Raw genomic sequence first — 25260 nt, forward strand, 5'->3', positions numbered from 1 at the left:
TCTAAATTTTATGGTTTTCGTCGATTATTATAATCCTTCTGTTGTTAATGCTTCCTTAATGCGTATCTTCAAAAACTTAATAAAAACTTAAAATAAAATTATGAAACATTTTTATGCTACAATTCTAGCATTATTTACGGTTTCTTTGATGGCTGCCCAGTGTAACTATTCATTAGAAATGGTAGATAATTTTATGGATGGATGGGGTAACGGATCTCAGATTTCTGTTACTATAAACAGTGGGACACCTACAGTTTATACGGTTCCTAATCCACCAGGAAACATTAACACAGTTAGTATCGCTGTAAATGATGGAGACGTTGTTTCTCTGGACTACATCGCAGATTCTGTGACTCCAGGAGATAATGAGTTTACATTATTTGACTCTGAAGGGATAATCGTTGTCAACTCTGGATTCTCTCCAGCGACAGGTAATTATTACAACAGTGCGGTTACATGTCCTACATGTCCTACGGTTTCGGCAATTACGACAAACAACGTACTTGCAAACTCAGCAGATATTGCTTGGACTGTTGGTGGATCTGAAACTGAATGGGAAATAGAATATGGAGTTAGTCCATATACTGTAGGCTCTGGAGGAACGGTTGTAACGACTATGAATAATCCAGAAACAATTACGGGATTATCATCAGTTACTACTTATGACGTATTCGTTAGAGCTAAGTGTAGTGCTACTGATATCAGTGCATCTCAAGGTCCTGTTAGTTTTACAACTACAGAGTCTTGTCCTTCACCTGGAGTTTTTACTCCTGTAACTCAAACAGCAAATAGTGTTCAATTTACGTGGGATGCAAATGGTAACCCAAATCCAACATTTGAAGTTGAATATGGACCTACGCCATATACACAAGGTAGTGGTGGAACGGTAGTTCAACAATTTACAGCTCCTTTTGCTGATGTTACAGGTTTAGCGTCAGACACGAGTTATGATTTCTTTATTAGAATAGATTGTGGAATGGGAGACTTCAGTCTTTGGGTTGGTCCTTATACTGCACAAACTGCGATTTCATGTCCGGTGATTACTGCATTACAAGCTACAAATATTTCATTTGATAGTATGGATGTAGATTGGGCAGCTGGTAGTACAGAAACTCAATGGGAACTTGAATATGCTCCAGTAGGAACAATTACCACTCCATTTGCTGCTACGCCTCAAGGTACAGTTGTGAATGTTATGACTACACCATCTGTGTCTTTATCAGGATTGACTGCGGCAACAAAGTATGATATATATGTAAGAGGTTTATGTGATCCTGCATTACCAGACTATAGTTCTGCGACTCAAATAGAAGCGACGACTTTATGTACAGCCTTTGCGCCTACTAGTGCAGCTCCATATATAGAGGATTTTGAAAATTTTGCAACTACTACAACTTTTATAGAAGAATTATGTTGGTCTGGAACTGCAGTTGATGCTTATGACTGGAATGTAAGTGGAGCTGGTACTCCTTCTACAGGAACTGGTCCACTTTCTGCATTTTCAGGAACTAATTATTTCTATACTGAAGCAAGTTCAGGTTCTGCAGGTACAAGTGTTGCGACACTAAATGGACCTCAGTTTGATCTTTCAGGTTTAACAAATCCTTCTGTTCAATTCTATTACCACATGTTTGGTAATCAAATAGGAGATTTAATTCTTGAAGTGAATGATTTAAGTGGTGCAGGTTGGGTTGCTGTTAATACCATTTCTGGCGCTCAACAAACAGCACAAGCTGACGCATTTTTATTACAAATAGTAAACATGGCAGCTTATGCTGGTCAAACGGTACAAATTAGATTCAGAGCCGTTTCAGGTGGTACTTTTGAAGGAGATATCGCTATTGATGATGTGATAGTAGGTGAATTACCTCCATGTCCAGATCCTAATTTATTAGCTACAGATGCTATTCTTGATACAAGTGCTATACTGAGCTGGTCTGAAAATGGACTTGCAACATCATGGGAAGTAGAAGTACAGCCTACAGGAGTTGCTCAAGGAACTGCTGGTGCAGCATATGAAAACCTTACAGCTTCAAATCCTGAAACAGCAACTGGATTAATGCCAGAGACTACTTATGATTTTTATGTACGTTCTGATTGTGGAACAGATGGATTTAGTGGATGGGCTGGTCCTTTCACATTTACTACAAAGTGTGCTCCACTAGCAGCACCAATTACTGAAGACTTTGAAATGTTTACAGCAGCAGTTGATTTTACATCAGGAGACTGTTGGGAAGGATCATGGAATTCAACGACTGGTACAGAATGGAATTGGAATGTGGATGGTGCAGGAAGTACTCCTACAGCAAACACTGGTCCTGACTCGGCAAGTAGTGGTTCTAATTACTTCTATGTAGAAGGAAATGGAGGAGTTGCTGGTAATGAAGCTATTTTATTAGCGCCTATCGTTGATATATCTGCTTTAACAGCACCTGCAATGCAGTTCTCTTCACATATGTTTGGAGCAGCAACAGGAATATTACATGTAGATGTAAATGATGGTTCTGGTTTTACTAACGATGTATTAGTTCTTACTGGTGAACAGCAAACTAGTGGTAATGCACCATGGGATGTTCAAGTGGTAGATTTATTACCATTTAATACTTCAGGAACTGTTCAAGTAAGATTTAGAGCAGAAAGAACAGAAACGGCTTTCACAGGTCTTTCTGATATAGCAATAGATGATGTCGTATTTGATGAAATTCCAGCTTGTCCTCAGCCTTCAGCTTTAACTGCTGGTACTCTTACAGATACTACTGCTGAGATTCTTTGGAATGAAAATGGCTCAGCAACAGCTTGGAATATAGAATATGGTCCATGTGGATTTACTCCAGGAAGTGGAACAACAGTAGCTGCTACGATGAATCCATTCACAATTACTGGTCTTACAGCATTTACATGTTATGAATACTATATAACTGCAGACTGTGGAATGGGTACGTTGAGTGCCGCTACAGGTCCTGCTACCTTTACAACAGAATGTGCAACATTTACTGCGCCTTATGTAGATAATTTTGAAGCGTTTACAGCTACTTTATTATTTGTTGAAGAAAATTGTTGGGCAGCAACAGCTGTTGGAGCATATGATTGGAATGTAGATAATAACGCATCTACTCCATCTTCTGGTACTGGTCCGACTGGGGCTTTCAGTGGAACAAACTATTTCTATGTTGAAGCTTCTTCTGGTACAGCTGGTGATGAAGCATTATTAGTGTCGCCTTTAATTGACATTGCAGGACTTACTACTCCTTCTATCCAATTTATGTACCACATGTTTGGTGGAGATATGGGAACTTTGCACGTAGATGTAAACGATGGAACAGGATGGATCAATGACGTAGATATGATCGTAGGTCAACAACAAACTGCGCAAGCAGATGATTGGTTGCCAAGAATAATTGACTTATCTACGGTAACGTTAACAGGAACTGTTATTCAAACAAGATTAAGAGCTGAAAAAGCTGCTGGATCTTGGGAAGGTGATATTTCTATTGACGACTTTAGAGTAGATGAGATTCCTACATGTCCGGCACCTACTATGGTTGCAGTTGATGATACATCTATTACAATTACAGATGCAACTTTTGATTGGACTGAAAATGGTACAGCTACAACTTATGATGTAGAATGGGGACCAGTAGGTTATACGCAAGGAACGCCTCCTGCAGCTCCACTTGGTGGAACAGCATCGGCAGTGACTAAGCCTTACACTGTAACTGGATTACAAGGTAGTACTCAATATGACTTTTATGTAAGAGCTATTTGTGGTGCTAGTGATACTTCTGTTTGGGTTGGTCCAGTGACTTTCCAAACATTATGTGATGCAATATCAGCACCTTACTTTGAAGACTATGAAACTTTTGCTCCATCTACTACCTTTGTAGAAGAATTATGTTGGACGGCAAGTGCTACTTCAGGTTTTGATTGGAATGTGGATGGTGCAGCTAGCACACCATCAACAGGAACAGGTCCTGCAGGTGCAAATAGTGGTGTTAATTACTTCTATACTGAGGCATCAGGTGCTGCAGCAGGAGCGACAGCAACTTTAGTTAGTCCTTTAATTGACTTATCTCCATTAACTACACCTTCAGTAGAATTTTTCTACCACATGTTTGGTGCTCAAATAGGTTCTTTAGATCTTGAGATTAATGATGGTACAGGTTGGGTTAATGTAGTTACATTAGGACCTGGAGCAATTCAAACAGCACAAGCTGATCCTTTTATTGCACAGATTAATGACTTAACTGCTTATGCAGGAGCTACTGTTCAATTCAGATTTATTGCAACAGCAAACGGATCTTTTGAAGGTGATATTAGTTTAGATGACTTTAGAGTAGATGAGCTACCAGCTTGTCCTAATCCTAATTTCTTAACCGCGACTAACATTACAGACTCTACAGCTGATTTAGCTTGGACTGAGAATGGTGCATCAACAGTTTGGTCTGTAGAAGTACAGCCTCAAGGTGTTGCTCAAGGAACTATGCCAGCAGCATATTCTAATGCTGCAGCTACTAATCCTGAAACTGCTACTGGTTTAATGCCAGATACACTTTATGATTTCTATGTGACTTCAGATTGTGGTGGTGGTGCGTTTAGTAACACGATAGGTCCATTCACGTTTAAAACGGAATGTTTACCACTTACGGCTCCTTATCTAGAAGACTTTGAAACGTTTACAGCTAGTTTAGACGTTACAGAAGAAAATTGTTGGAAAGCTACTTTCAATAGTACCAGTTTCACACCATATGACTGGAACCTTGATAATGCAGGTAGCACTCCATCTGCAAATACAGGACCTGACGCGGCATTCAATGGTACTAACTATTTCTATGTTGAAGCAAATGGTGGAGTAGCAGGTAGTGAAGCTGTCCTTACATCACCTTTAGTTGATGTTTCAGCTCTTACTAATCCTTCTGTTCAGTTTAATTATCACATGTTTGGTGCTGGAATAGGTAATTTACATGTAGATGTAAATGACGGATCAGGATATGTTAATGATGTTGTTTTAATACAAGGTCAACAACAAGCAAGTGGTAGTGCGCCATGGGAACTAAGTGTAATAGACTTATCTGCTTTCACTGGTACTACGGTACAAGTAAGATTTAGAGCTGAAAAGGTAGGAACTAACACACTTGGTGATACTTCAATTGATAACGTAGTATTTGATGAGTTACCTGCTTGTGCACAACCTTCTATACTTTCATCAGCAAACGTTACTGATACAACTGCTGATTTATCATGGAATGAAAACGGAATGGCTACTTCATGGAATGTAGAATATGGACCATGTGGATTTACACCAGGAGCAGGTACTACAGTTGTAGCTACTACTAATAGTGGTTTCCAAATCACTGGTTTAACAGGTGAAACATGTTATGATTTCTATATCACAGCAGATTGTGGAATGGGTACTTTAAGTAGCACAGCAGGTCCAGCAACATTCACAACTGAATGTTCTGCGATTGTAGCTCCTTATAATGAAGGTTTTGAAACGTTTACAGTTACAACTGCATTTACTGACCAAAACTGTTGGAGTACACCTCAAACAACTGGTTATACTTGGGATGTGAGTACTGGTGGAACAGGTTCTACTAATACAGGTCCTACAGCTGCGGCTTCAGGAGCTAATTACTTCTTTACTGAGGCTTCTAGTGGAGCTTTAGGTGATGAAGCAGAATTACTTTCTCCATTAATTGATATGTCAGCATTAACTAATCCAGCGTTGACGTTCTCTTATCACATGTGGGGTCCTGATTTTGATACATTACATGTAGATGTAAATGATGGAACTGGTTGGACTGCAGATGTATTTACATTAGTAGGACAACAACAAGCTAATCAGGCTGACGCATGGCAAACTACCATTGTAGGTTTAAGTGCATTTAACGGTAGTACAATTCAAATCCGATTTAGAGGTACTCGTGGTGCTTCATTTGGAGGTGATATTTCTCTAGATGATGTAATTGTAGATGACTTTAATGGTTGTTTGCCTCCTACAAATCTTGCTGCTGCAAATATTACGGCAACTTCGGTTGATATTTCATGGGTAGCTGGTGGATCTGAAACAGTATGGGAATACGCAGTACTTCCTTCAGGATCAGGAGCACCAAGTGGTGCGGGAACTTCTACTATGAATACAGCAGAGTCTGTAAGTGGTCTTGCTTCTTCTTCAAGTTTTGAATTATATGTAAGAGCAGATTGTGGTATGGGTAACTTTAGTTCATGGGTTGGTCCATTAAACTTCTCTACAGATTGTGCGCCTATTCTAGCGCCTTATGGTGGAGCAGTTGCAGGAGCACCAGGAAATGATTTTGCTGCTTATCCAGGAGTATGTTGGTCAGAAGGTGATGATACTTTAGTAGCTGCAGGTCCTAACGGAGCTGATGGTGCTTGGGTAACTGATAACTTTGGAAATGATGTAGCAAGTGCAAATGGGCAATCTGCCAAAATTAATATTTGGAATACAGCAGCTATTAATGACTGGTTAGTAACTCCAGAATTTGATTTAGGTACTACTACTTTTGAAGCGATATTTGATATTGCTCATACAGGTTTTGCTAACTCTAACGCTACAGCCTTTGCCGGTGATCAACAAGTACAGTTACTTATCACTGATGATGCAGGTGTAACGTGGACAGCACTACAGACTTGGGATTCTACAACAACAATCTCTAATACGGGACAAAATGTTGTAGTTGATTTAAGTGCTTATTCTGGAATTGTACAGTTAGCATTCTGGGGAACAAACGGTACTACTGGTGCTACACCAGACACTGAGTTCTTTGTAGATAACTTTACAATTGATACAACAGCTAGTATCAATTCAATAGAATCATTAGGATTCAGTTTCTATCCTAATCCAGTAAAAGATGTATTGAACATTAATGGTGTTCAAAACATTGAAACTGCTACTGTATTAAACATGCTAGGTCAGCAAGTGTTAACTGTTAATCCTACAGTTGCAAATGCTCAAATTGACATGTCCACTCTTAGAACTGGAGTTTATCTAGTTCAAGTAACTACAGACGGTCGTACTTCTACGATCAGAGTTATTAAAGAGTAGATTAGTTTAAATAACTTTTTCAAAAAGGCTGTTCTTAATAGAACAGCCTTTTTTTTATTGCCTATTTTTACCTAATGGATGGTTTGATGTTTTCATTTATAGTTCCCGTTTTTAATCGCCCTGAAGAGGTGGAGAAGCTGCTATTGAGTATCTCAAAATTAGATTTTCAAGATGATTTTGAAGTTGTCATCATTGAAGACGGTTCTACTAGAGACTGTAAGTCTGTTTGTTCTCGCTTTCGCGAAAGCGTAAATATATCCTACTTTTTCAAGCCTAATTCTGGACCAGGAGATTCTCGTAATTATGGGATGCAGCGTGCACAAGGAAACTATTATATCATTTTAGATAGTGACTGTATCCTGCCACAATCCTATCTGAAATCTGCTCAAGCGGCATTAAAAGCTAATTATGTAGATTGTTATGGAGGACCTGATGCTGCACATGAAAGTTTTAGCTCTTTACAAAAAGCTATCAACTATTCCATGACTTCATTTTTTACTACAGGTGGAATACGTGGTGGTGGAGAGAAACTAGATAAATTTCAACCGCGTAGTTTTAATATGGGATTGAGTAAAAAAGCATTTGAAATGACTGGTGGATTTGGTAAGATACATCCAGGAGAAGATCCCGATTTAAGCATAAGATTATGGCAAGCCGGTTTTAAAACACGTTTGATTAAAGAGGCTTATGTATATCATGAAAGACGTATATCCTGGAAGCTGTTTTATAAGCAAGTGAAAAAATTTGGTATGGTGAGAGTTATTTTGAATAAATGGCATCCTCAAACTAAAAAGCTGATTTACCTATTGCCTAGTTTATTTATAACAACTTTCTGCGTTTCTATAATCCTATTGTTAGTAGGTTTTCCGTGGTTATTCTCAATATTTGGGTTATACTTTTTAATGATATTTATTCATAGCTCCATTCTCAACGGAATTAAGATTGGTTTCATGTCCGTCTTTGCGGTATTCATTCAGTTTACAGGTTATGGCCATGGATTTTTAAAATCTTTTTTTCATTTAAAAGTTTTGAGGAAAAAAGAGCAAAAACAATTTCCTTATTTATTTTTTAACTAATCTCGATGATGGAATATAGAAAGTGGTTGACATTTTTGTTTTTTTTGATTGCAGCGGCATTATTGTGGTTTGTTTTTAAATACAATCAAACCTACTCACAACATATTCCGGTAGAAGTGGAGTGGAGTAATATTCCTGCGCGTATTCAAGTAAAAGAATCACAGGATATCCACATAGATGTTGAACTTACTGGAAATGGTTTTAAATTGCTGAATGCAACATTCTTTTCTCCTTCAGTAGTTCTTGATTTTCAAGATTATGTAACTCAAGAAAATGGGCGGTATTATTTTATACCTTCTATAGCAACGGGTAGTATTAAGGAGTATTTAAGTAATGATTTTAAAGTTGACTATGTTACAACTTCTAAAATGGAAATTCAAGTAGTCGAATTTAGCGCAAAGCAAGTTCCATTAATTGCAGATTTTGAAATTAAATATGAAGAGAATTTACAATCTATTTCTACGCCTTATTTTAATCCAGACTCTGTTTTAATCACAGGCAATGACAAACTGATAAGTGAAGTCAAAGAACTTAAAATAAAAATCCCGACGGTAAATATTATAGATACAGTAACTGTAAAACAAATAAATCTCAGTACTATTTTCACAGAATTTAAAACAGCACCTCAAACTATAGATTATGTGGTGAATGCCGCTGTAATGACTGAAGGAAATTTTCAAATTCCAGTAAACGTACTCAATGTACCATCAAATGTGACTCTTAAGATCATTCCGTCTGAGGTGGACGTGGTTTTTAATTGTCAACTTAAGGATTATGATAAGATCTCTGCAGCAGATTTTAAAGTGGAGATCGATTATTTAGAACTGGAAAATGATTTTAACACTGTAGTGCCTCAAGTTATTTATAAAGAAGGTATTATAAGTGCAGTAAGACATGCTCCTAAACAAATTCAATTACTTTCTATACAATGAGAATCATAGGACTAACAGGAGGAATAGGTAGTGGTAAAACCACAGTTGCTAGGGAATTTGAAAAACTAGGGATTCCACTTTATATCGCAGATGATCGATCTAAGGAATTACTTTCTTGTGATAATGAAGTTAAAAAGGCAGTAAAAAATCTATTAGGACCAGATTCTTATATTACTGAAGGAGATCGAGAAGTTGCTAATCGACCTTTTATTGCATCTAAGGTATTTAACGATAAATCCTTGCTAGAAGGATTGAACGCTATTTTACACCCAGCAGTACGATTAGATTTTAAACAATTCTGTAAGACACAGAGTAATGCGCCTTTTATTATCTATGAAGCAGCGATACTTTTTGAATCAGGTGGTTATTTAAATTGTGATGAAGTCATTCTTGTGACCGCGCCAATTGAAGAACGCATTAAAAGAGTAATGGCTCGAGATGGTGTAAAGCGAGAAGAAGTAATTGCCCGTATGAATCACCAATGGGATGAAATTAAAAAACTACAAGGCTCTAATTTTGTAATTATTAATGATAATCTAGAATCAATCCCTTGTAAGGTTAATAATGTTTATCAGTTTTTGTTAATTAATGATTAATTGATAATTCAGCTATTCTTGTTAACATTTGGTTAAACGCTTTTTAACACTTTGCGATAGTGTTAAATTTGTTCATGCAGCAACGCTTACTTTACTTTCTTATTGGGATAATGAGTATTTCTCTAGCAGGAATTATTGCGGTTCAAATTTATTGGATTGTAGATAGTATCAATGGTAGACAGGATCAATTTGATTTTGCTGTGCGTCAATCACTTGTAAATGTTGCAGATGAAATAGAGAACCAAGAGGTTGAATACTATTATAAAGAAGTCAATCGTGCTGTAGATAGTTTAGGTGTGGCACCTGAATCTGTAAACATGAGCTCACTTTTATTAAGATTAAGAGACGCAAATCTCGATGAGTCCATAACGTACTCCAGTAGTGTTTTAGGTCAGAATTATAAACTTAATCCTCAATTACTAGACATTGAGATGGACAGCCTGCTATTTACTAAACTTCTCAATCGTAAGGTTAAAACAATCAAGCAGTCTCAATCCTTAGATGGGAATTCTATCAACAGTGAAGAATCATTTGAGCAGATTAATAAATGGGATGTTTTGGAGCGCAAATTCCTAATGGAATCTATCGCTGGAATATCGTCTAGTTTGCCTATTACTCAGCGAGTCACAAATGAACAAGTGAAAGCGTTAATTACAAGAGAATTAAAACAACGACAAATTAATTCAACATTTGAATTTGCCATCTATCAAGATAATTTCCCAACTCGTATTCAATCTTCAAATTTTGATTTTAGCACAGATAAAAGTTGGGGCGAGCCTCTATTTGAAACAGAGAATAACGATGAACAATCCTATAAACTTTATTTAAACTTACCTGGTCGTCAAAAATTTATCATCTCATCCATTATGGGAATGGCTGGTCTATCCCTAGTTTTTACATTAATAATTGTTATCGCATATTCTAGTGCTATTACCCAACTATTTAGACAACGTCAAATTTCTCAAATTAAGACAGACTTTATTAATAATATGACGCATGAGTTTAAAACACCTATTGCAACTATTAACCTAGCGCTAGACTCGTTAAAACATCCTAAAATAAACTCTGATCCAGACAAAGTAGCTAACTACTTGCGAATGATTAGAGAAGAGAATAAAAGAATGCATGCACAAGTTGAAAATGTATTGCGTATCTCTAAGTTAGAGAAAAATGATTTAGATATTGAAAAGGAACCTCACGACCTTAATGACGTACTTGAAGATAGTATTTCTCATATCATGCTCATACTAGAACAACGTGGTGGTGAATTGCATACTCATTTTGGAGCCTTGAGAACTTTAGTAAATGCAAATGAGAGTCATCTAAGCAATGTGTTTGTTAACGTTCTTGAAAATGCGATTAAGTATACAGATGAGATGGAAGCTCCAGTGATAGATGTATATACTGAAAATATAAAAGACAAAATTGTCATTAAAGTAAGAGATCAAGGAATAGGAATGAGTAAAGCAGCTCAACGTAAAATATTCCAGAAATTTTTTAGAGAACACACTGGTGACATTCACAATGTAAAAGGACACGGATTAGGACTCGCTTATGCATCACGCATAATTGAAGATCATGGTGGAGAAATTTACGTGGAGAGTGTAAAAGGCCAGGGAAGCACATTTATAATTAAATTACCTATAATAACTTAAACTTATGGAAACTATAAACAAAAAAATTCTTCTAGTAGAAGATGACCCGAATTTCGGAACTGTATTAAAAGATTACTTGATGATGAACGACTTTGATGTAGTTCATGCCAAGAATGGAATGGAAGGTTTTGAGAAATTCAAAAAAGACAACTATGATCTTTGTATCCTAGACGTGATGATGCCATATAAAGATGGTTTTACTCTAGCTAAAGAGATCAGAGAAAAAAATGAAGAAGTGCCTATTATTTTCCTAACTGCCAAAGCAATGAAGGAAGATGTTTTAAGAGGTTACAAAGTAGGAGCAGACGACTACTTGAATAAGCCATTTGACAGTGAGGTGCTACTTATGAAAATAAGAGCTATCATTCAGCGTAAAGGTGCTGATAGTGTTGCAGACTCTAAGGAATTTGAATTCCAAATAGGGAATTTCCACTTGAATTCAAAGTTAAGATTCTTAACTCTTGCAAATCAAGATCCTATCAAATTATCACCTAAGGAAAATGAATTGTTGAGATTGCTAGCATTACACCTTAATGATTTAATGCCTCGTGAACTAGCGCTTACTAAAATATGGAGAGATGATAACTACTTTACATCTCGTAGTATGGACGTGTATATTGCAAAACTACGTAAGTACTTAAAAGCTGACGAAAACGTAGAAATCGTTAATATTCATGGTGAAGGTTTCCGTTTGCTTGTAAAAGATCAAGTAGATTTTTAAACCTTAAAACTCCATAAGTTTTTCACTAACTCGCTGCACAATATCAGTGTGGCGAGTTTTATAGTGGAACCACGTCACGCTGTCATCTTTGCGATACCAGGTCATCTGGCGTTTTGCAAACCTGCGAGAGTTGCGTTTCACTAACCTTATGGCTTCCTCTAAGTCATACTCGTTTTCAAAATAAGGCATGAATTCTTGATAGCCTACTGTTTTGAGACTCACTAAATTTTTGTACGATTTTAACTGTTCTACTTCGTTTAAGAGTCCACTTTCCAGCATGACATTTACTCTCGAGTTAATGCGATCATACAATTCCTCTCTAGGTGCATCCAGACCTACTTTTATAATATTGAAATCACGTTGTTTTCTACTTCCTGAACGCAATTCAGTAAATGTTTTACCGGTCGCTCTACATATAGCAATTGCTCTTGTTAATCTTCTCGGGTTTTGGAGATCCACGATATCATAGTAGGACTTATCTAGTAGTTTTAATTCACTCTGCAACGCTTCTATTCCTTCTTGTTCATATAATTGCTCTACAGCTTCATTTATAGAATCTGGAATTTCAGGTAAATCATCAAGTCCATGAGTAACCGCTTTTTCATATAAGGCGCTGCCGCCTACCATAATAACTACATCTTTTTCTGCAAATAATTTTTCTAATATAGAAACCGCATCTCTTTCAAAGTCTCCTACTGAGTATGAATCGTGGATACTTAGGTTTTGAATAAAATGATGTGGTGCCGCAGCAAGTTCTTCCATGTCTGGAACTGCAGTTCCTAAGGTCATTTCTTTGAAGAATTGTCTAGAGTCGCAGGAAATGATTTCTGTTTGATACGCTTTCGCGAAAGCGATACTTAAAGAAGTTTTTCCCACCGCAGTAGGACCTACTATTACGATAAGTGTTTTACTAGACATCTAGAGAGTATCCACATTTATGACAATATTTAGCAGTGTCTTGATGTTTTCTGGCCATGCAATTTTGGCACACTTGAGTATTTACATGTCTATAATTAGGGTCATTTTCAGGAGTCCTTTCCTTTCCTTTTAGTAAATCTTGGGAATACTCTGCGCTTACTATTCCGGTAGGAACTGCGATAATTCCATAACCCATAATCATGATAATGGTAGCTAGAAACTGACCAAGAGGAGTTTGCGGTGCGATATCACCAAAACCTACTGTGGTTAATGTAACGATACACCAGTAAATGGATTTAGGAATACTGTCAAATCCATGCTCAGGACCTTCAACGAGGTACATGAGCGTTCCAAAAATGATAGAAACTATCATTACTGCAAATAAGAATACCGCAATTTTAGGTCCGCTGGCTTTAATCGCCTTACTCAACTTATCTGCGGCGCCTATATATCTCGTAATTTTTAAAATCCTGAAAACTCTTAATAGTCTTAAAGAACGTACAGCTAATAATGCGTTAAGGCCACCAAAGAAGAACGTGAGATATAATGGAACTGTAGATAGGAAATCTATGATTCCATAAAAGCTGAAAATATACTTGGTAGGTTTATTTATAGAAATTATTCTAAGAATGTATTCAATGGTAAAGAATATCGTGACAATCCACTCAGCTGTAATGAACTCATCTGCATATTTAGCTCCTAATCCTGGAACACTTTCCAGCATCACAAGTATAAGACTGATTATGATGATTACTAATAAAACAACATCAAATAACTTTCCTGCAGGAGTGTCTGCTTCATAGATAACTTCATGAAGTTTACGTTTCCAGGCTGGTGCAGTTTTGATAGGTGACATTATGCGTTTTTAGGATACTTAACAGGATTTGCCTCGTTCATAATTTCATAAACTTTATCAAACACATCATCTACACTAGGTTTAGAGAAGTAATCACCATCTGTTCCATATGCTGGTCTGTGTGCTTGTGCAGTAAGAGTTTGTGGCTTACTATCTAAATGCCTCCATGCATTTTGAATATCTACAACTTGCTGTAAAATAAAAGCGCTTGCTCCACCAGGAACATCTTCATCTACTACAAGTAATCTGTTTGTTTTTGCAATACTAGAACTGATTTCATGACTGATGTCAAATGGTAATAAAGATTGAACATCTATTAATTCTATATCTATTCCAGCTCTTTCTAGTTCTACTGCAGCATCTTCAATGATACGTAAAGTTGAACCATAAGAAAGTACCGTAATGTCTTTTCCTTCCTTAAGAACCTCAATCTTTCCTATAGGAGTTCTGAATGATCCTAGGTTGGTCGGTAGTTTTTCTTTTAATCGATAACCGTTCAAGCATTCTATAATTAATGCTGGATCATCACTTTCTAACATGGTGTTGTAAAAACCAGCCGCTTGAGTCATATTACGTGGAACTAGAACGTGGATACCGCGTACGTTATTGATGATTCCACCCATAGGTGAACCACTATGCCATATTCCTTCTAATCTATGACCACGAGTTCTTATGATTAATGGAGCTTTTTGTCTTCCTGCGGTTCTATATTGAACGGTTGCAAGATCATCACTCATGATTTGTAAACAGTAGAGTAGGTAGTCTAAGTATTGAATCTCTGCAATAGGTCTTAATCCACGCAAAGCGAGACCTATTCCTTGACCTAGTATCGTTGCTTCACGTATTCCTGTATCAGAAACGCGCAATTCACCATACTTCTCCTGCATTCCTTCCAGACCTTGATTTACATCGCCTATCTCACCAGCATCTTCACCAAAGATCATCGTATTTGGGCGAGAAGCAAAAATCGCATCAAAATTATCACGCATAATTACACGTGCATCAACTTCCTCAGAATCATCGTTATAACTAGGTGCAACAGCATCAATTTTAGTTGCCGCTTGATCAGATTCACTATATAAATAACTACTGTATTTTCTTTGTATTTCTTTGCTGTAACGGTCTAACCAGTTATTGAGAGCAGTTATGGAATCACTTTTTTCTTTAAGCGTATAACGTAATGTTTTACGCACCGTTTCCAGTATTTCTTTGCGTATAGGTTCTTTAGTAGATCTTAACTTCTCTACCATAGGTTTAATAAAAACACCATCAGCAGATTGATTTGCAACAGCATCTAATAATGGTAAAACTGCGTCACGTTCCTGAACCATAGGTTGAACAAAAGAAGACCAAGCTGCTTTCTTTCCATCACGCACTTGCTTCTTTATATCATTTTCTATCTCAGAAAGTTCATCGTCTGTCGCAAAGTCATTATCAATCAACCACTTGCGGAACTGAACATTACAATCATAAGTGCGTTCCCATTCTAATCGATCTTCATTCTTATAACGCTCATGAGAACCACTGGTACTATGACCTTGTGGTTGTGTTAATTCTTGAACATGAATCATTATAGGTACATGTTCTTCTCGAGCTATTTTGCTAGCATTTTCATAAGTCTCCACAAGAGCAACATAATCCCAACCTTTTACAGTCATGATTTCGTAACCTTTATCATCATTATCACGCTGGAAACCTGCTTGAATTTTTGATATACTTTCTTTAGTAGTTTGATGTCTTGCGTGAACAGAGATTCCATATTCATCATCCCACACACTTATAACCATGGGGACTTGAAGAACTCCAGCAGCATTAAATGTTTCCCAAAAATGTCCTTCACTCGTACTCGCATTACCTATCGTTCCCCAAGCTACTTCATTTCCTTTATTAGAGAAGCCGTTATCCTCAGGGATTAAATCGTTATGTCTATAAACTTTTGAAGCTTGAGCAAGACCTAGTAAACGCGGCATTTGTCCAGCGGTAGGAGAGATGTCAGCACTAGAGTTTTTCTGATCTATGAGTCGCTTCCAACTTCCATTTTCATTTAAACTATGTGTAGCAAAGTGTCCACCCATCTGGCGACCAGCGCTCATAGGTTCTTCTTTAATATCAGTGTTTGCATAAAGACCTGCAAAAAACTGCTCAATAGTTAGTTCTCCTATGGCCATCATAAAGGTTTGATCACGATAATATCCACTACGGAAATCACCATTCTCAAATGCACGTGCCCAAGCCAGTTGTGGCACTTCTTTACCATCACCAAAGATTCCAAACTTTGCTTTACCCGTAAGAACTTCACGACGTCCTAAAAGGCTACATTCACGGCTAGTAACCGCAATTTTATAGTCTTTTATAACTTCATCTTTAAAGTCAGATTTAGCTAGTTTTTGATCTTGGATTTCTTCTGTGTGCATAGGTCTTTTCTATTACTGCAAAGGTAAGGATTACGTGTTGTAGATGCAACAGGTGTAACGGCAATGCTGTACTATAATTAAGTTAAGATAGTTAACTTGCCGGAATGATTAAAGAATTGTTATTGAGCTTAACTAGTTGACAGATTTTTTAATTCACTAAACAAGACTGCCTACTCAATCACTGCCTACTGTTTACTAATCTAATACCATCTTCTAGTAAACAGACCAGTAAGTGTGTTTAAGTCGAGCGTAATTATAAATCTAATACGTTCATCATAATCGCCTTGACCTACTTCCCAGCCATTGCTGCTGTAAACAGGTAAATAGACCTCAAAATAATCTTGCAGTAAATTCAATCGCAATCCAGAGTCATAAACGCCTGCAAGTGGTGTGTTTTTATTCTTCACAAGACCTACGTCTGCATAAGCAAATACATATTTCCAAATGCTGTATGAAGTATTAATAGTGCTTATAAATTGGTTGGCATAAGGTGTTTCTAGTTGGGATTTAAATCCACCTTCGGCAATGATAAGTTGTTGTGAGAAGAAACCACTTTCATCTGAACGACCATAGTAGTTGTAATCAAATAGATAATCAGTAGGTCGATCAAGTGCAAACGAGAAGAAGTTCCCATCATTTTGAGTTTCATTATGTAAAAATGCACCAGTAAAAAACCTGATGTTTAACTGCCTGTTATCTTTAAATAGCTTGCGCCATTGCGTTCTGAAAGTTGCTTTACTGAAACGGGCAGAAATTTCTGTCCCGACATCATAACTAAAATAACGCTTAAAATTACGGTCCTGACTGCTGTAGTTGATGGCAAAAACGTTGTAATCTGGCTCTGCAACTGGATTAGATGGATCTCTATCGCGATTTACGAGCACGTTTCTAAACGTCAAGAAATCACGCTTATTACTACGCAAGTTCTTTGGCCTGAAACCTAGGTTAAGCCATGTACTAGCTCTATTATACAACAAGTCTGGAGCATAAGAGAATCTATTTGCAGATATTCCATACCTCACAAAGTATATATTTTCATCATGCTGTTCCAGGTTGTGCGTGTAAGATAAACCTATAGAGCCTACAACTTTTTTTGAATTTAATCCATAGGTAGGTTTAATAGTATACCTGAACGGTTTAGGCAGCAATGTTCCATTAGAAAATCGACCACCTATAGTAAGACCATCATATACATTAAAGCCCACATCGGGCATTAAAAATACTTGAGCTCGTTCAGGATCTTCTATATCTTTTAATAATCTAAATTCTATAGGGCGATTCTGAGCAAAAGACTTTAAGGTTTTATAGTTGTCATGCATGGTAAACTCAGGAATGAGCTTTTCATAGTTTAATGAGATTCTGTTAGCATGCTTTCGCGAAAGCGTAATTACAGTATCATTCACAACATGATTAATCCATGTTTTTTCAACTATGCTATCGTTGTTCAAGCTATAAAGTGGCACTGGTATATCACGATCTGATTTGTTCTTAAGATACACTTTTACCGAATCGCCCACATTTTTAACTCGCTTGATTTTCCAATCCATGCGAGTACGTTTTGATATATAATCATCAAAGAACCAGTCCGTAGATTTAGAGCTTTTTTCTTCTATAAGTTCTTTAAAGTCTTTGACATGTGCTGTTTGGAGTTTTTTATCATTGTAAAGATCTTTAATGCTCAAGTCAACGGCGTCGTTCTCAACATAATTTTGTAAATATTTTAAACCTACAGCAGCTTTGTTGATGATTCCTAATTGCTGGTTAAATTTTACCAGTGAGTCAGATGGAGTAGTGATACTCTGGTCGAGATTCAAGCGCACACTATTGAGATATAGAAAACTATACTGGTCATTAAAATCCAGCTGTGTTAAATTAAAACTTCTTATTCCCCAAACGTCACTTAATTTTCCAGCGATTTTCAAGTCAGGATAATAAGTGTCGTGATATTGCTGTAATAAATACACCATCATACCATCTTGTAACCAGTTCTCATCTCGTGGATGCAGTCGTGCGCCACTTTCTAACCACTTGCGCGTCATTGTTTTAACCACTTTTATCTCATAAGTGAAACCAGCAGGAAAAGGATTCATAAAACTAGGTAGTGAGCTCAAGCCATAGACTGGATCTTCCCTATAATAGCGTTCTGTCACCAGCATATTAGGATAAGCATAAGGTCCTAGTTTTTTATTCAGAAAACCTGCGATGCGGTCGACAAATAACGCCTTCATCTCTGGTGGTAAATCCGTGTCCTCAAGGTCTGTTACTACATCAAGTTGTGGAACACCATAATTCTTAAAGGTGCTTAAATCTTTTTTAATATAGAGTTCTATTCCAGCTTGTTGGGTTCCTTTAAGCAAATAACTATTTCTAGTACTAGTGAGTGCGGCAGTAGAAATCGGCAAGTTTGAGACTACCTTGTGAGAAGTAGGTAAGTGCAGTGAAATGGAATAATCTGCCAGTGCTGGGTAATAATCGTTGAGGTTTTTATGGGAGAAGTACTGCCATTCACCAGCATCATAAACAGCTGGAGTTAAATACCAGTATCTCAAAGCATAATTACCAGTGCTACTTTTACCATATCCTGTGAAATCGTCTTCGGGAATAATGACCTCATATTCCCAAACGATAGTTTTAGAATCTCCTGGTAATAAAGGAGTTTGTAATACAAGCTCAACAATATCCTGGTGTCCAGCTAATCGTTTTATGGAAAAATCCAAGTTATCAGTTCCTGACTTAAAAACGGTTTTACCACGGTGATCATCAGGTGCAAACTGAAATTTATTCTTGAAATCTTCAGCAAAGCGATTTGCAAGTGGTGTATCTTTTGAGCTAAAAGCATGTGCCCAATCCAACATGATAATTTTATCCCATGAATGATCACTTGTATTCCTCACAACCATAGAATCTCTAACCTGTAAAATGTCAGACTCTGGTTTTAAATGAGCAATGATGTTATGAGAGTGCTGTCCATATGACAGAGCACTTATCATTAAAAGCAAAATAAACGCAAGTTTTTTCAAATCGTTATGTGTTTTGCTTTGGTAGGTTAGTGGTGATACAATGATTAACGAATAAATATATGCTTTGGTTTGCTTAAGTCTAGAAATTAGGACTTAAGTCATATTTCTTGTAGAATTCATTGATGATATCTACAGCTTCATCTGCGGTATCTACCACGTGCAGTAAGTCGATATCTTCAGGACTTATGGTAAAGAATTTTTTATCTAGTGTGCTTTTAATCCAGTCCATCAAACCACTCCAGAATTCAGTTCCTACAAGTATGATAGGGAATTTACCAATTTTATTAGTCTGTATTAAAGTAATCGCCTCAAATAATTCATCTAGTGTTCCAAAACCACCTGGCATTACTACAAATCCTTGAGAATACTTTACAAACATTACTTTACGAGCAAAGAAATAGTCAAAGTCTAAACTTTTATCGTGATCGATATAAGGATTATCGTGTTGCTCAAAAGGTAAAGCAATATTCAAACCTACTGATGTACCACCATTTAAATGTGCTCCTTTATTACCAGCTTCCATAATTCCAGGTCCACCACCAGTGATGACTCCATAACCGTTATCAACTATTTTACCTGCAATCTCAGTAGCTAGTTTATAATACTCATTGTCTGGCTTTAAACGTGCGCTCCCAAAAATAGACACACATGGACCGATACGACTCATGCGCTCAAATCCCATTACAAATTCAGATAATATTTTAAAAGTTGCCCAACTGTCGTTAGTCTTCTTCTCATTCCATCCTTTTTCTCTTGCTTCTTTTCTCATAACTTATTTAAAATTGTTACTATTCATACCAGCAGACTAAAGTCTGCCTCTGTGAATTTAAAGTGTCGCCTGCGGCGTTCTTTTTATTTACGCCGACTGAAGTCGGCTTTTTACATATAAAATTAAAACCATATCTCGACTTTCGCTCGATATTACATTTTATAAATTAAATTTCTCTTAACTCTTAACTCTTAACTCTTAACTCTTAACTCCTAACTACTTCATCCCTAACTCTTTCTTCAAGAATCGTGCTGTATGACTTGTTTTATGTTTTGCAACTTTCTCAGGTGATCCTACTGCTAGAATCTCGCCACCACCGCGTCCACCTTCAGGACCTACATCTATAATATGGTCGGCAATTTTAATCACGTCCATATTATGCTCAATAATTAATACGGTATTTCCTTTATCTACTAATTTATTAAGAACTAACAATAATACTCTAATATCTTCAAAGTGCAATCCTGTCGTAGGTTCATCAAGGATATAAAATGTGTTACCGGTATCACGTTTCGATAATTCGCTCGCAAGCTTGATACGTTGCGCTTCTCCACCAGATAGGGTAGTGGATTGTTGTCCCAATGTTATGTAGCCTAAACCTACATCCTTAATCGTTTTTAACTTGCGATATATTTTTGGAATAGGTTCAAAGAAATCGGTCGCTTCATTAATGGTCATGTTAAGCACGTCGCTAATTGACTTTCCTTTATAACGTATTTCCAGCGTTTCTCTATTGAAACGTTTTCCTTGACAGGTCTCACAGGTTACATAAACATCTGGTAAAAAGTTCATTTCTATAACGCGCAATCCGCCACCTTTACAGGTTTCACAACGACCACCGACTACGTTGAAGCTGAATCTTCCTGGTTTATAACCACGTATTAATGCTTCGGGAGTTTTTGCAAACAAGCTTCTTACTTCGTCAAAAGTCTTGGTGTAAGTTGCTGGATTTGAGCGTGGTGTTCTACCTATAGGACTTTGATTAATGTCAATTACTTTATCAACCGCATCTATATTTTTAATGCTTTTATAAGGCATGGGTTTTTTAACGCCATTAAAGAAATGAGCATTCATAATAGGGTAGAGCGTCTCATTAATCATGGTAGACTTTCCACTACCAGAAACACCAGTCACCACAATCATTTGGCCTAGTGGTAAGTCGATAGAAACGTTCTTCAAATTATTTCCAGTACAGCCTTTTAAAGATATCTTCTCGCCATTTCCTTTACGACGTTTTTTAGGAACAGCTATTTCCATTTTACCATTCATGTACTGAGCAGTAAGCGTGTCGTGTTTTAAAATCTCTTGAGGTGTTCCTTGAGAGATAATTTCACCACCATATTTCCCGGCTCGCGGACCTATATCTATCACGTGGTCAGCACGTTCAATCATGTCCTTATCATGCTCCACAACTATGACACTATTTCCAGTATCGCGCAAAGATTCTAAAGAGTTGATCAACTTCTCATTATCACGTTGATGCAATCCTATACTAGGTTCATCGAGGATATAAAGCACACCTACAAGTTGCGAACCTATTTGCGTGGCCAGTCTTATGCGTTGTGCTTCTCCACCAGAAAGTGATTTTGCACTTCTATTTAAGGATAAATAATCCAGCCCTACATCGAGCAGGAACTGTAATCGTACGCGTATTTCTTTAAGTAGTTCAGTTGCTATTTGTTCTTGCTTTCGCGAAAGCGTGTTCCCCAAACCATCAAACCACTCCACAAGTTCTGCAATGTCCATATTTGCTAACTGCGCTATGTTCATCTCGTTCACCTTGAAGTACAATGATTCTTTACGTAATCGAGCGCCTTCACAAGATGGACAGTCGATATGATCCATAAATTCCTTTGCCCAGCGCTGTAATGATGTACTATCATTATTTGTAAAAGTTTGATCTATGAAGTTTGCAATTCCTTCAAAATCAATTTTATACTTACGCTTAACGCCTAGATCTTTGGAATCTACTTCTAGCGATTCACTGCCACCATAGAGAATCATCTTAATAGCTTCGGCAGGGATTTTATCTAGAGGATCTGTAAGTTTAAAGTCAAATTTTTGAGCGATTAAATCGAGTTGCTTAAAAATCCAATCCTTTTTCATGGTAGGATAAGGAGCAAGTCCACCTTTTGAAATGGACAGGCTTTTATTAGGCATGATCTTATCTGGATTCACCTGATATAGTTTGCCTATTCCGTTACATTTTGGACAGGCACCTTTAGGCGAATTGAAAGAGAAATTATTAGGCTCAGGTTCAGGATAAGAAATACCAGTCTCGGGACACATTAAAGTTCGCGAGAAATAACGTCCTTCCTTTTCACCAGCTTTTACAAGCATTAAGATGTCATTACCATGATACATAGCGGTGTTAATAGACGCATCAAGTCGCTTGATATCTTCTTCGCTATCTCCTGGAACAATACGGTCTATGACTATTTCTATATCGTGCGTTTTATAACGGTCCAGTTTCATTCCTTTTTGAATGTCTAGAATAACGCCGTCCACACGCACTTTTACAAAACCTTGCTTTGCAATAGATTCAAATAGCTCGCGATAATGTCCTTTACGGGAATTAATAACTGGTGCAAGTATGTTGATGCGTTCTCCTTTATATTCTTCTATGATCAGGTCACGTATTTGCTCATCACTGTAGCTCACCATTTTCTTACCAGTATTGTACGAGTAAGCATCACTGGCACGAGCAAATAGTAATCTCAAAAAGTCATAAATCTCTGTAATTGTCCCAACCGTACTACGCGGACTTTTACTCGTCGTTTTTTGCTCAATGGCAATTACAGGAGAAAGGCCATCGATTTTATCTACATCTGGTCGCTCAAGTCCACCGAGAAATTGTCTAGCATAAGCGCTAAAGGTTTCTATGTAACGACGTTGCCCTTCGGCATATATGGTGTCAAAAGCCAGCGACGATTTCCCAGAACCAGAAAGCCCAGTGATCACCACGAGTTTCTCACGCGGTATATCAATATCTATATTCTTAAGATTATGGACTCTAGCTCCTTTTACTTCAATAAATTCTTGGGGTCTCGACATAGTTTTTTGCAATCTTGCGAAGTTACTTAAAGGACATCTAAAATAGAATTAAAGTGAGCTTAAAATTGTGAGGAAGGTTTGGGTTGTTTATGGAGTCTCAAGATAAGAGAATCAAGAAACAAGTTACAAGAGTTAAGACAAAAGACGAAAGACGCTCGCGTTTGCTTGGCAAACTCTCGTGACTTAAGACAAACGACGCTTGTGTTCACTTAGTGAATTCTAATGACAAAAGATATAAGACTTTTATAATTTAAATCCGGTCATTTAGTTGCTAATTATAGAGTTACAACAATAAGATGATGCAATACCTGAAGTACTGTCTTCCTTTGAGGCCTGCCTACCGAAAGGTATGGGAAGATAAGAGATGGGTGTTTGCAGAGTTTGTGGAATAAGAGATATTGGTCAAGAAACAAGAGTCAAAATAAAAGACGCTTGCGTTTGCTTCGCATACTCTCGTGATTAATAAAAATGTAATTCTTAATATTTTGAATTTAATTTCAAAATAAATTAAAATACTTAGTTTGTTTTCCATAATGTAAAGTATATTTGTCATTATTATAAATAAACTTTACGATATGAAAGATTCTAATCAATCAATATGGTGGAAACTAAAAAATGATAAAAGTTTCTTTTTTTTGCTTCCGTCTTATTTCAAATTAGCGGGAATAGCACTAGCCGTCATTTCAATACTTACTGTGGTTTTATTGAATAATTTAGATCATAAATTTCAAAGAATTGAACTCCTCAATGAAATTCTATACAGTCTCGTTTTGGTAGGTTTAACTTTTATTTCTTTTTCAAAAGATAAAGATGAAGACGAGCGAATTACTAATTTGCGATTTAGGTCTTTTAGTTTTGCTTTTGGATTGATGGTGCTATTATTTGTGTTCCAACCACTAATTGAATTATTGTCTGATTTTGCCTTCACAGATTTAAATCACGAAGAAGGCTACTATAGCGGTTTTTCAAATCACATATTTATAGCCTTAGTAATAATCGCTCAACTAATGTATTTCTATAAGTTTAAAAAAGAACTATAATGAAAAACACCGTCCATGTACAGCGTGCCATTCATAACATGAATCAGTCTGAACTGGCCGATGCTATAGGCGTTTCTAGGCAAACTATAAGCTCCATTGAGAAAAATCGATACGTTCCGTCTACAGTGTTGGCCTTGAAAATCGCAAGACTTTTTAAAGTTCCTGTAGAAGATATTTTTGAGTTAGAAGCGAGTGATGAGTAAGGCGTGAACTCTCGCGACATAGAACAAAAGACTTTTAAACTTGAGTACTATTGAATTACTCTCGAGATATCCAGCTACAGCAATAACATAATGCAATACTCAAGAACCGTCTTCCTTTGAGGGAAGATAAGAGATGGGTGTTCGTAGAGAATCAAGACTTATAACAACCACTTAACTAAGAACCTCAAACCTAAAGCTTTAAACTTTGAACTAAAAGCTTTGAACTAGGAACTACTTCACCACCTTAACATCACTCACCGGAATCTCAATCCCATACATACTACGTGATGTAGCCATAGGGAAACCACCAGCGGTCATTTTCCAGTCGTTCCATTCGGCTTTTATGCCGTCTAATGGAATAATACTTACCCACATTTTAAAAGATGTAGGTCTGTTGTTTTCATCTACTTCCCAGACATAAACATCTCCTGGAGTTGTTCCACCAGATTTGTAGCGCACGAGTAGTTTCTTTTTTCCGTCTTCTTCGATGAGTTCGCGCTCTGTTCCTATGTCCATAATCTTGTGCGGCGCAATTAACCAAAAGCTATCATTGTTAAAGCTCTTTCTAGCATGATCTATAGCTTCTTGAAGCTCTTCACCTTCTAACTTTACTCCATTTTCCCAGGCAAAGCTGATTTGCGGATAAGTGGTCACATAAGCGACTTTATAGTCATCCCAAAAAACATCAACCGCATTTTGCTGTGGTTTCCACACATAGCGGTTGATACCTGCAAAAGTCCAGTGGATTTCTTTTACCTCGGTAAATTGTTTATGATTGATGGCTTCTAAAATTTCGTATCCTAGCGCATCGGATGGAGCGCCTTTTTGTCCTTGAGGTATGTCTTCACTAAAAACTATTTTTAAAACTATAAAACCGACCAATAGCAGTGCAAGAAGCCCGAGGACGATTTTCAGTAAAATCTTAAATATTTTTTTCAAAGCT

Annotated in this window: 15 protein-coding genes; 8 read left to right on the top strand and 7 right to left on the bottom strand. The window is 37.0% G+C overall.

Annotation, left to right across the window (positions count from 1 at the left end; genetic code table 11):
- The first annotated feature begins 100 nt into the window (after positions 1-100).
- The 6 genes from ACSHWW_RS05965 (at position 101) to ACSHWW_RS05990 (ending at position 12043) form a co-directional block, all read left to right on the top strand.
- Positions 101-7063: a fibronectin type III domain-containing protein gene (locus tag ACSHWW_RS05965; protein WP_435681509.1), complete on the top strand. Its 6963-nt coding sequence runs from the start codon at positions 101-103 to the stop codon at positions 7061-7063.
- A gap of 86 nt (positions 7064-7149) precedes the next feature.
- Positions 7150-8139: a glycosyltransferase gene (locus tag ACSHWW_RS05970; RefSeq protein WP_435681510.1), complete on the top strand. Its 990-nt coding sequence runs from the start codon at positions 7150-7152 to the stop codon at positions 8137-8139.
- A gap of 5 nt (positions 8140-8144) precedes the next feature.
- On the top strand, positions 8145-9071 hold the full coding sequence (locus ACSHWW_RS05975; protein ID WP_435681511.1) for a hypothetical protein: 927 nt from the start codon (positions 8145-8147) through the stop codon (positions 9069-9071).
- Complete coding sequence (gene coaE / locus ACSHWW_RS05980) at positions 9068-9667, top strand: dephospho-CoA kinase (RefSeq protein ID WP_435681512.1); 600 nt, start codon at positions 9068-9070, stop codon at positions 9665-9667. The genes ACSHWW_RS05975 and coaE overlap by 4 nt, the downstream gene beginning before the upstream one ends.
- Before the next feature lie 74 nt (positions 9668-9741).
- A complete protein-coding gene (locus tag ACSHWW_RS05985) occupies positions 9742-11322 on the top strand; it encodes a sensor histidine kinase (RefSeq protein ID WP_435681513.1) in 1581 nt (526 codons plus the stop codon).
- A gap of 4 nt (positions 11323-11326) precedes the next feature.
- A complete protein-coding gene (locus ACSHWW_RS05990; RefSeq protein WP_435681514.1) occupies positions 11327-12043 on the top strand; it encodes a response regulator transcription factor in 717 nt (238 codons plus the stop codon).
- 3 nt (positions 12044-12046) lie between these two features.
- Here ACSHWW_RS05990 and miaA read toward each other — a convergent pair whose 3' ends face one another.
- From miaA to uvrA, 6 genes are all read right to left on the bottom strand, one after another.
- Positions 12047-12961: a tRNA (adenosine(37)-N6)-dimethylallyltransferase MiaA gene (gene miaA, locus ACSHWW_RS05995; RefSeq protein WP_435681515.1), complete on the bottom strand. Its 915-nt coding sequence runs from the start codon at positions 12959-12961 to the stop codon at positions 12047-12049.
- Positions 12954-13817 carry an ion transporter gene (locus ACSHWW_RS06000; RefSeq protein ID WP_435681516.1) on the bottom strand — a complete coding sequence of 288 codons (864 nt, stop codon included), beginning with the start codon at positions 13815-13817 and terminating at the stop codon, positions 12954-12956. Before ACSHWW_RS06000 ends, miaA begins: the two co-directional genes overlap by 8 nt.
- Positions 13817-16231, bottom strand: a complete 2415-nt coding sequence (locus tag ACSHWW_RS06005) for an alpha-ketoacid dehydrogenase subunit alpha/beta (protein WP_435681517.1) — start codon at positions 16229-16231, stop codon at positions 13817-13819. Before ACSHWW_RS06005 ends, ACSHWW_RS06000 begins: the two co-directional genes overlap by 1 nt.
- A 200-nt stretch (positions 16232-16431) precedes the next feature.
- Positions 16432-19221, bottom strand: a complete 2790-nt coding sequence (locus ACSHWW_RS06010; protein ID WP_435681518.1) for an aminopeptidase — start codon at positions 19219-19221, stop codon at positions 16432-16434.
- A gap of 109 nt (positions 19222-19330) precedes the next feature.
- Positions 19331-20020, bottom strand: a complete 690-nt coding sequence (locus tag ACSHWW_RS06015; protein ID WP_435681519.1) for a TIGR00730 family Rossman fold protein — start codon at positions 20018-20020, stop codon at positions 19331-19333.
- Between the two features lie 216 nt (positions 20021-20236).
- A complete protein-coding gene (uvrA, locus tag ACSHWW_RS06020; protein ID WP_435681520.1) occupies positions 20237-23074 on the bottom strand; it encodes an excinuclease ABC subunit UvrA in 2838 nt (945 codons plus the stop codon).
- Positions 23075-23649: 575 nt separating this feature from the next.
- Between uvrA and ACSHWW_RS06025 the strand changes: the two genes are divergently transcribed.
- Positions 23650-24114, top strand: coding sequence for a hypothetical protein (locus tag ACSHWW_RS06025; RefSeq protein ID WP_435681521.1), 465 nt, complete (start codon positions 23650-23652; stop codon positions 24112-24114).
- Positions 24114-24317, top strand: coding sequence for a helix-turn-helix transcriptional regulator (locus ACSHWW_RS06030; RefSeq protein ID WP_435681522.1), 204 nt, complete (start codon positions 24114-24116; stop codon positions 24315-24317). Before ACSHWW_RS06025 ends, ACSHWW_RS06030 begins: the two co-directional genes overlap by 1 nt.
- Positions 24318-24548: 231 nt before the next feature.
- On the opposite strand, the gene ACSHWW_RS06035 is transcribed toward ACSHWW_RS06030, so the two are convergent.
- Positions 24549-25256 (bottom strand): hypothetical protein, encoded by a 708-nt coding sequence (locus tag ACSHWW_RS06035; protein ID WP_435681523.1) that lies wholly within the window; start codon positions 25254-25256, stop codon positions 24549-24551.
- Positions 25257-25260 lie beyond the last annotated feature (4 nt).

The sequence above is a fragment of the Nonlabens sp. genome, from assembly GCF_051251825.1.
Classification (GTDB): Bacteria; Bacteroidota; Bacteroidia; order Flavobacteriales; family Flavobacteriaceae; genus Nonlabens.

What these genes read in the sequence shown, in the direction of transcription:
- ACSHWW_RS05965 (WP_435681509.1), top strand. Translation starts at nt 101, where the DNA reads ATGAAACATTTTTATGCTACAATTCTAGCATTATTTACGGTTTCTTTG.
- ACSHWW_RS05970 (WP_435681510.1), top strand. Translation starts at nt 7,150, where the DNA reads ATGTTTTCATTTATAGTTCCCGTTTTTAATCGCCCTGAAGAGGTGGAG.
- ACSHWW_RS05975 (WP_435681511.1), top strand. Translation starts at nt 8,145, where the DNA reads ATGATGGAATATAGAAAGTGGTTGACATTTTTGTTTTTTTTGATTGCA.
- coaE (WP_435681512.1), top strand. Translation starts at nt 9,068, where the DNA reads ATGAGAATCATAGGACTAACAGGAGGAATAGGTAGTGGTAAAACCACA.
- ACSHWW_RS05985 (WP_435681513.1), top strand. Translation starts at nt 9,742, where the DNA reads ATGCAGCAACGCTTACTTTACTTTCTTATTGGGATAATGAGTATTTCT.
- ACSHWW_RS05990 (WP_435681514.1), top strand. Translation starts at nt 11,327, where the DNA reads ATGGAAACTATAAACAAAAAAATTCTTCTAGTAGAAGATGACCCGAAT.
- miaA (WP_435681515.1), bottom strand. Translation starts at nt 12,961, where the DNA reads ATGTCTAGTAAAACACTTATCGTAATAGTAGGTCCTACTGCGGTGGGA.
- ACSHWW_RS06000 (WP_435681516.1), bottom strand. Translation starts at nt 13,817, where the DNA reads ATGTCACCTATCAAAACTGCACCAGCCTGGAAACGTAAACTTCATGAA.
- ACSHWW_RS06005 (WP_435681517.1), bottom strand. Translation starts at nt 16,231, where the DNA reads ATGCACACAGAAGAAATCCAAGATCAAAAACTAGCTAAATCTGACTTT.
- ACSHWW_RS06010 (WP_435681518.1), bottom strand. Translation starts at nt 19,221, where the DNA reads ATGATAAGTGCTCTGTCATATGGACAGCACTCTCATAACATCATTGCT.
- ACSHWW_RS06015 (WP_435681519.1), bottom strand. Translation starts at nt 20,020, where the DNA reads ATGAGAAAAGAAGCAAGAGAAAAAGGATGGAATGAGAAGAAGACTAAC.
- uvrA (WP_435681520.1), bottom strand. Translation starts at nt 23,074, where the DNA reads ATGTCGAGACCCCAAGAATTTATTGAAGTAAAAGGAGCTAGAGTCCAT.
- ACSHWW_RS06025 (WP_435681521.1), top strand. Translation starts at nt 23,650, where the DNA reads ATGAAAGATTCTAATCAATCAATATGGTGGAAACTAAAAAATGATAAA.
- ACSHWW_RS06030 (WP_435681522.1), top strand. Translation starts at nt 24,114, where the DNA reads ATGAAAAACACCGTCCATGTACAGCGTGCCATTCATAACATGAATCAG.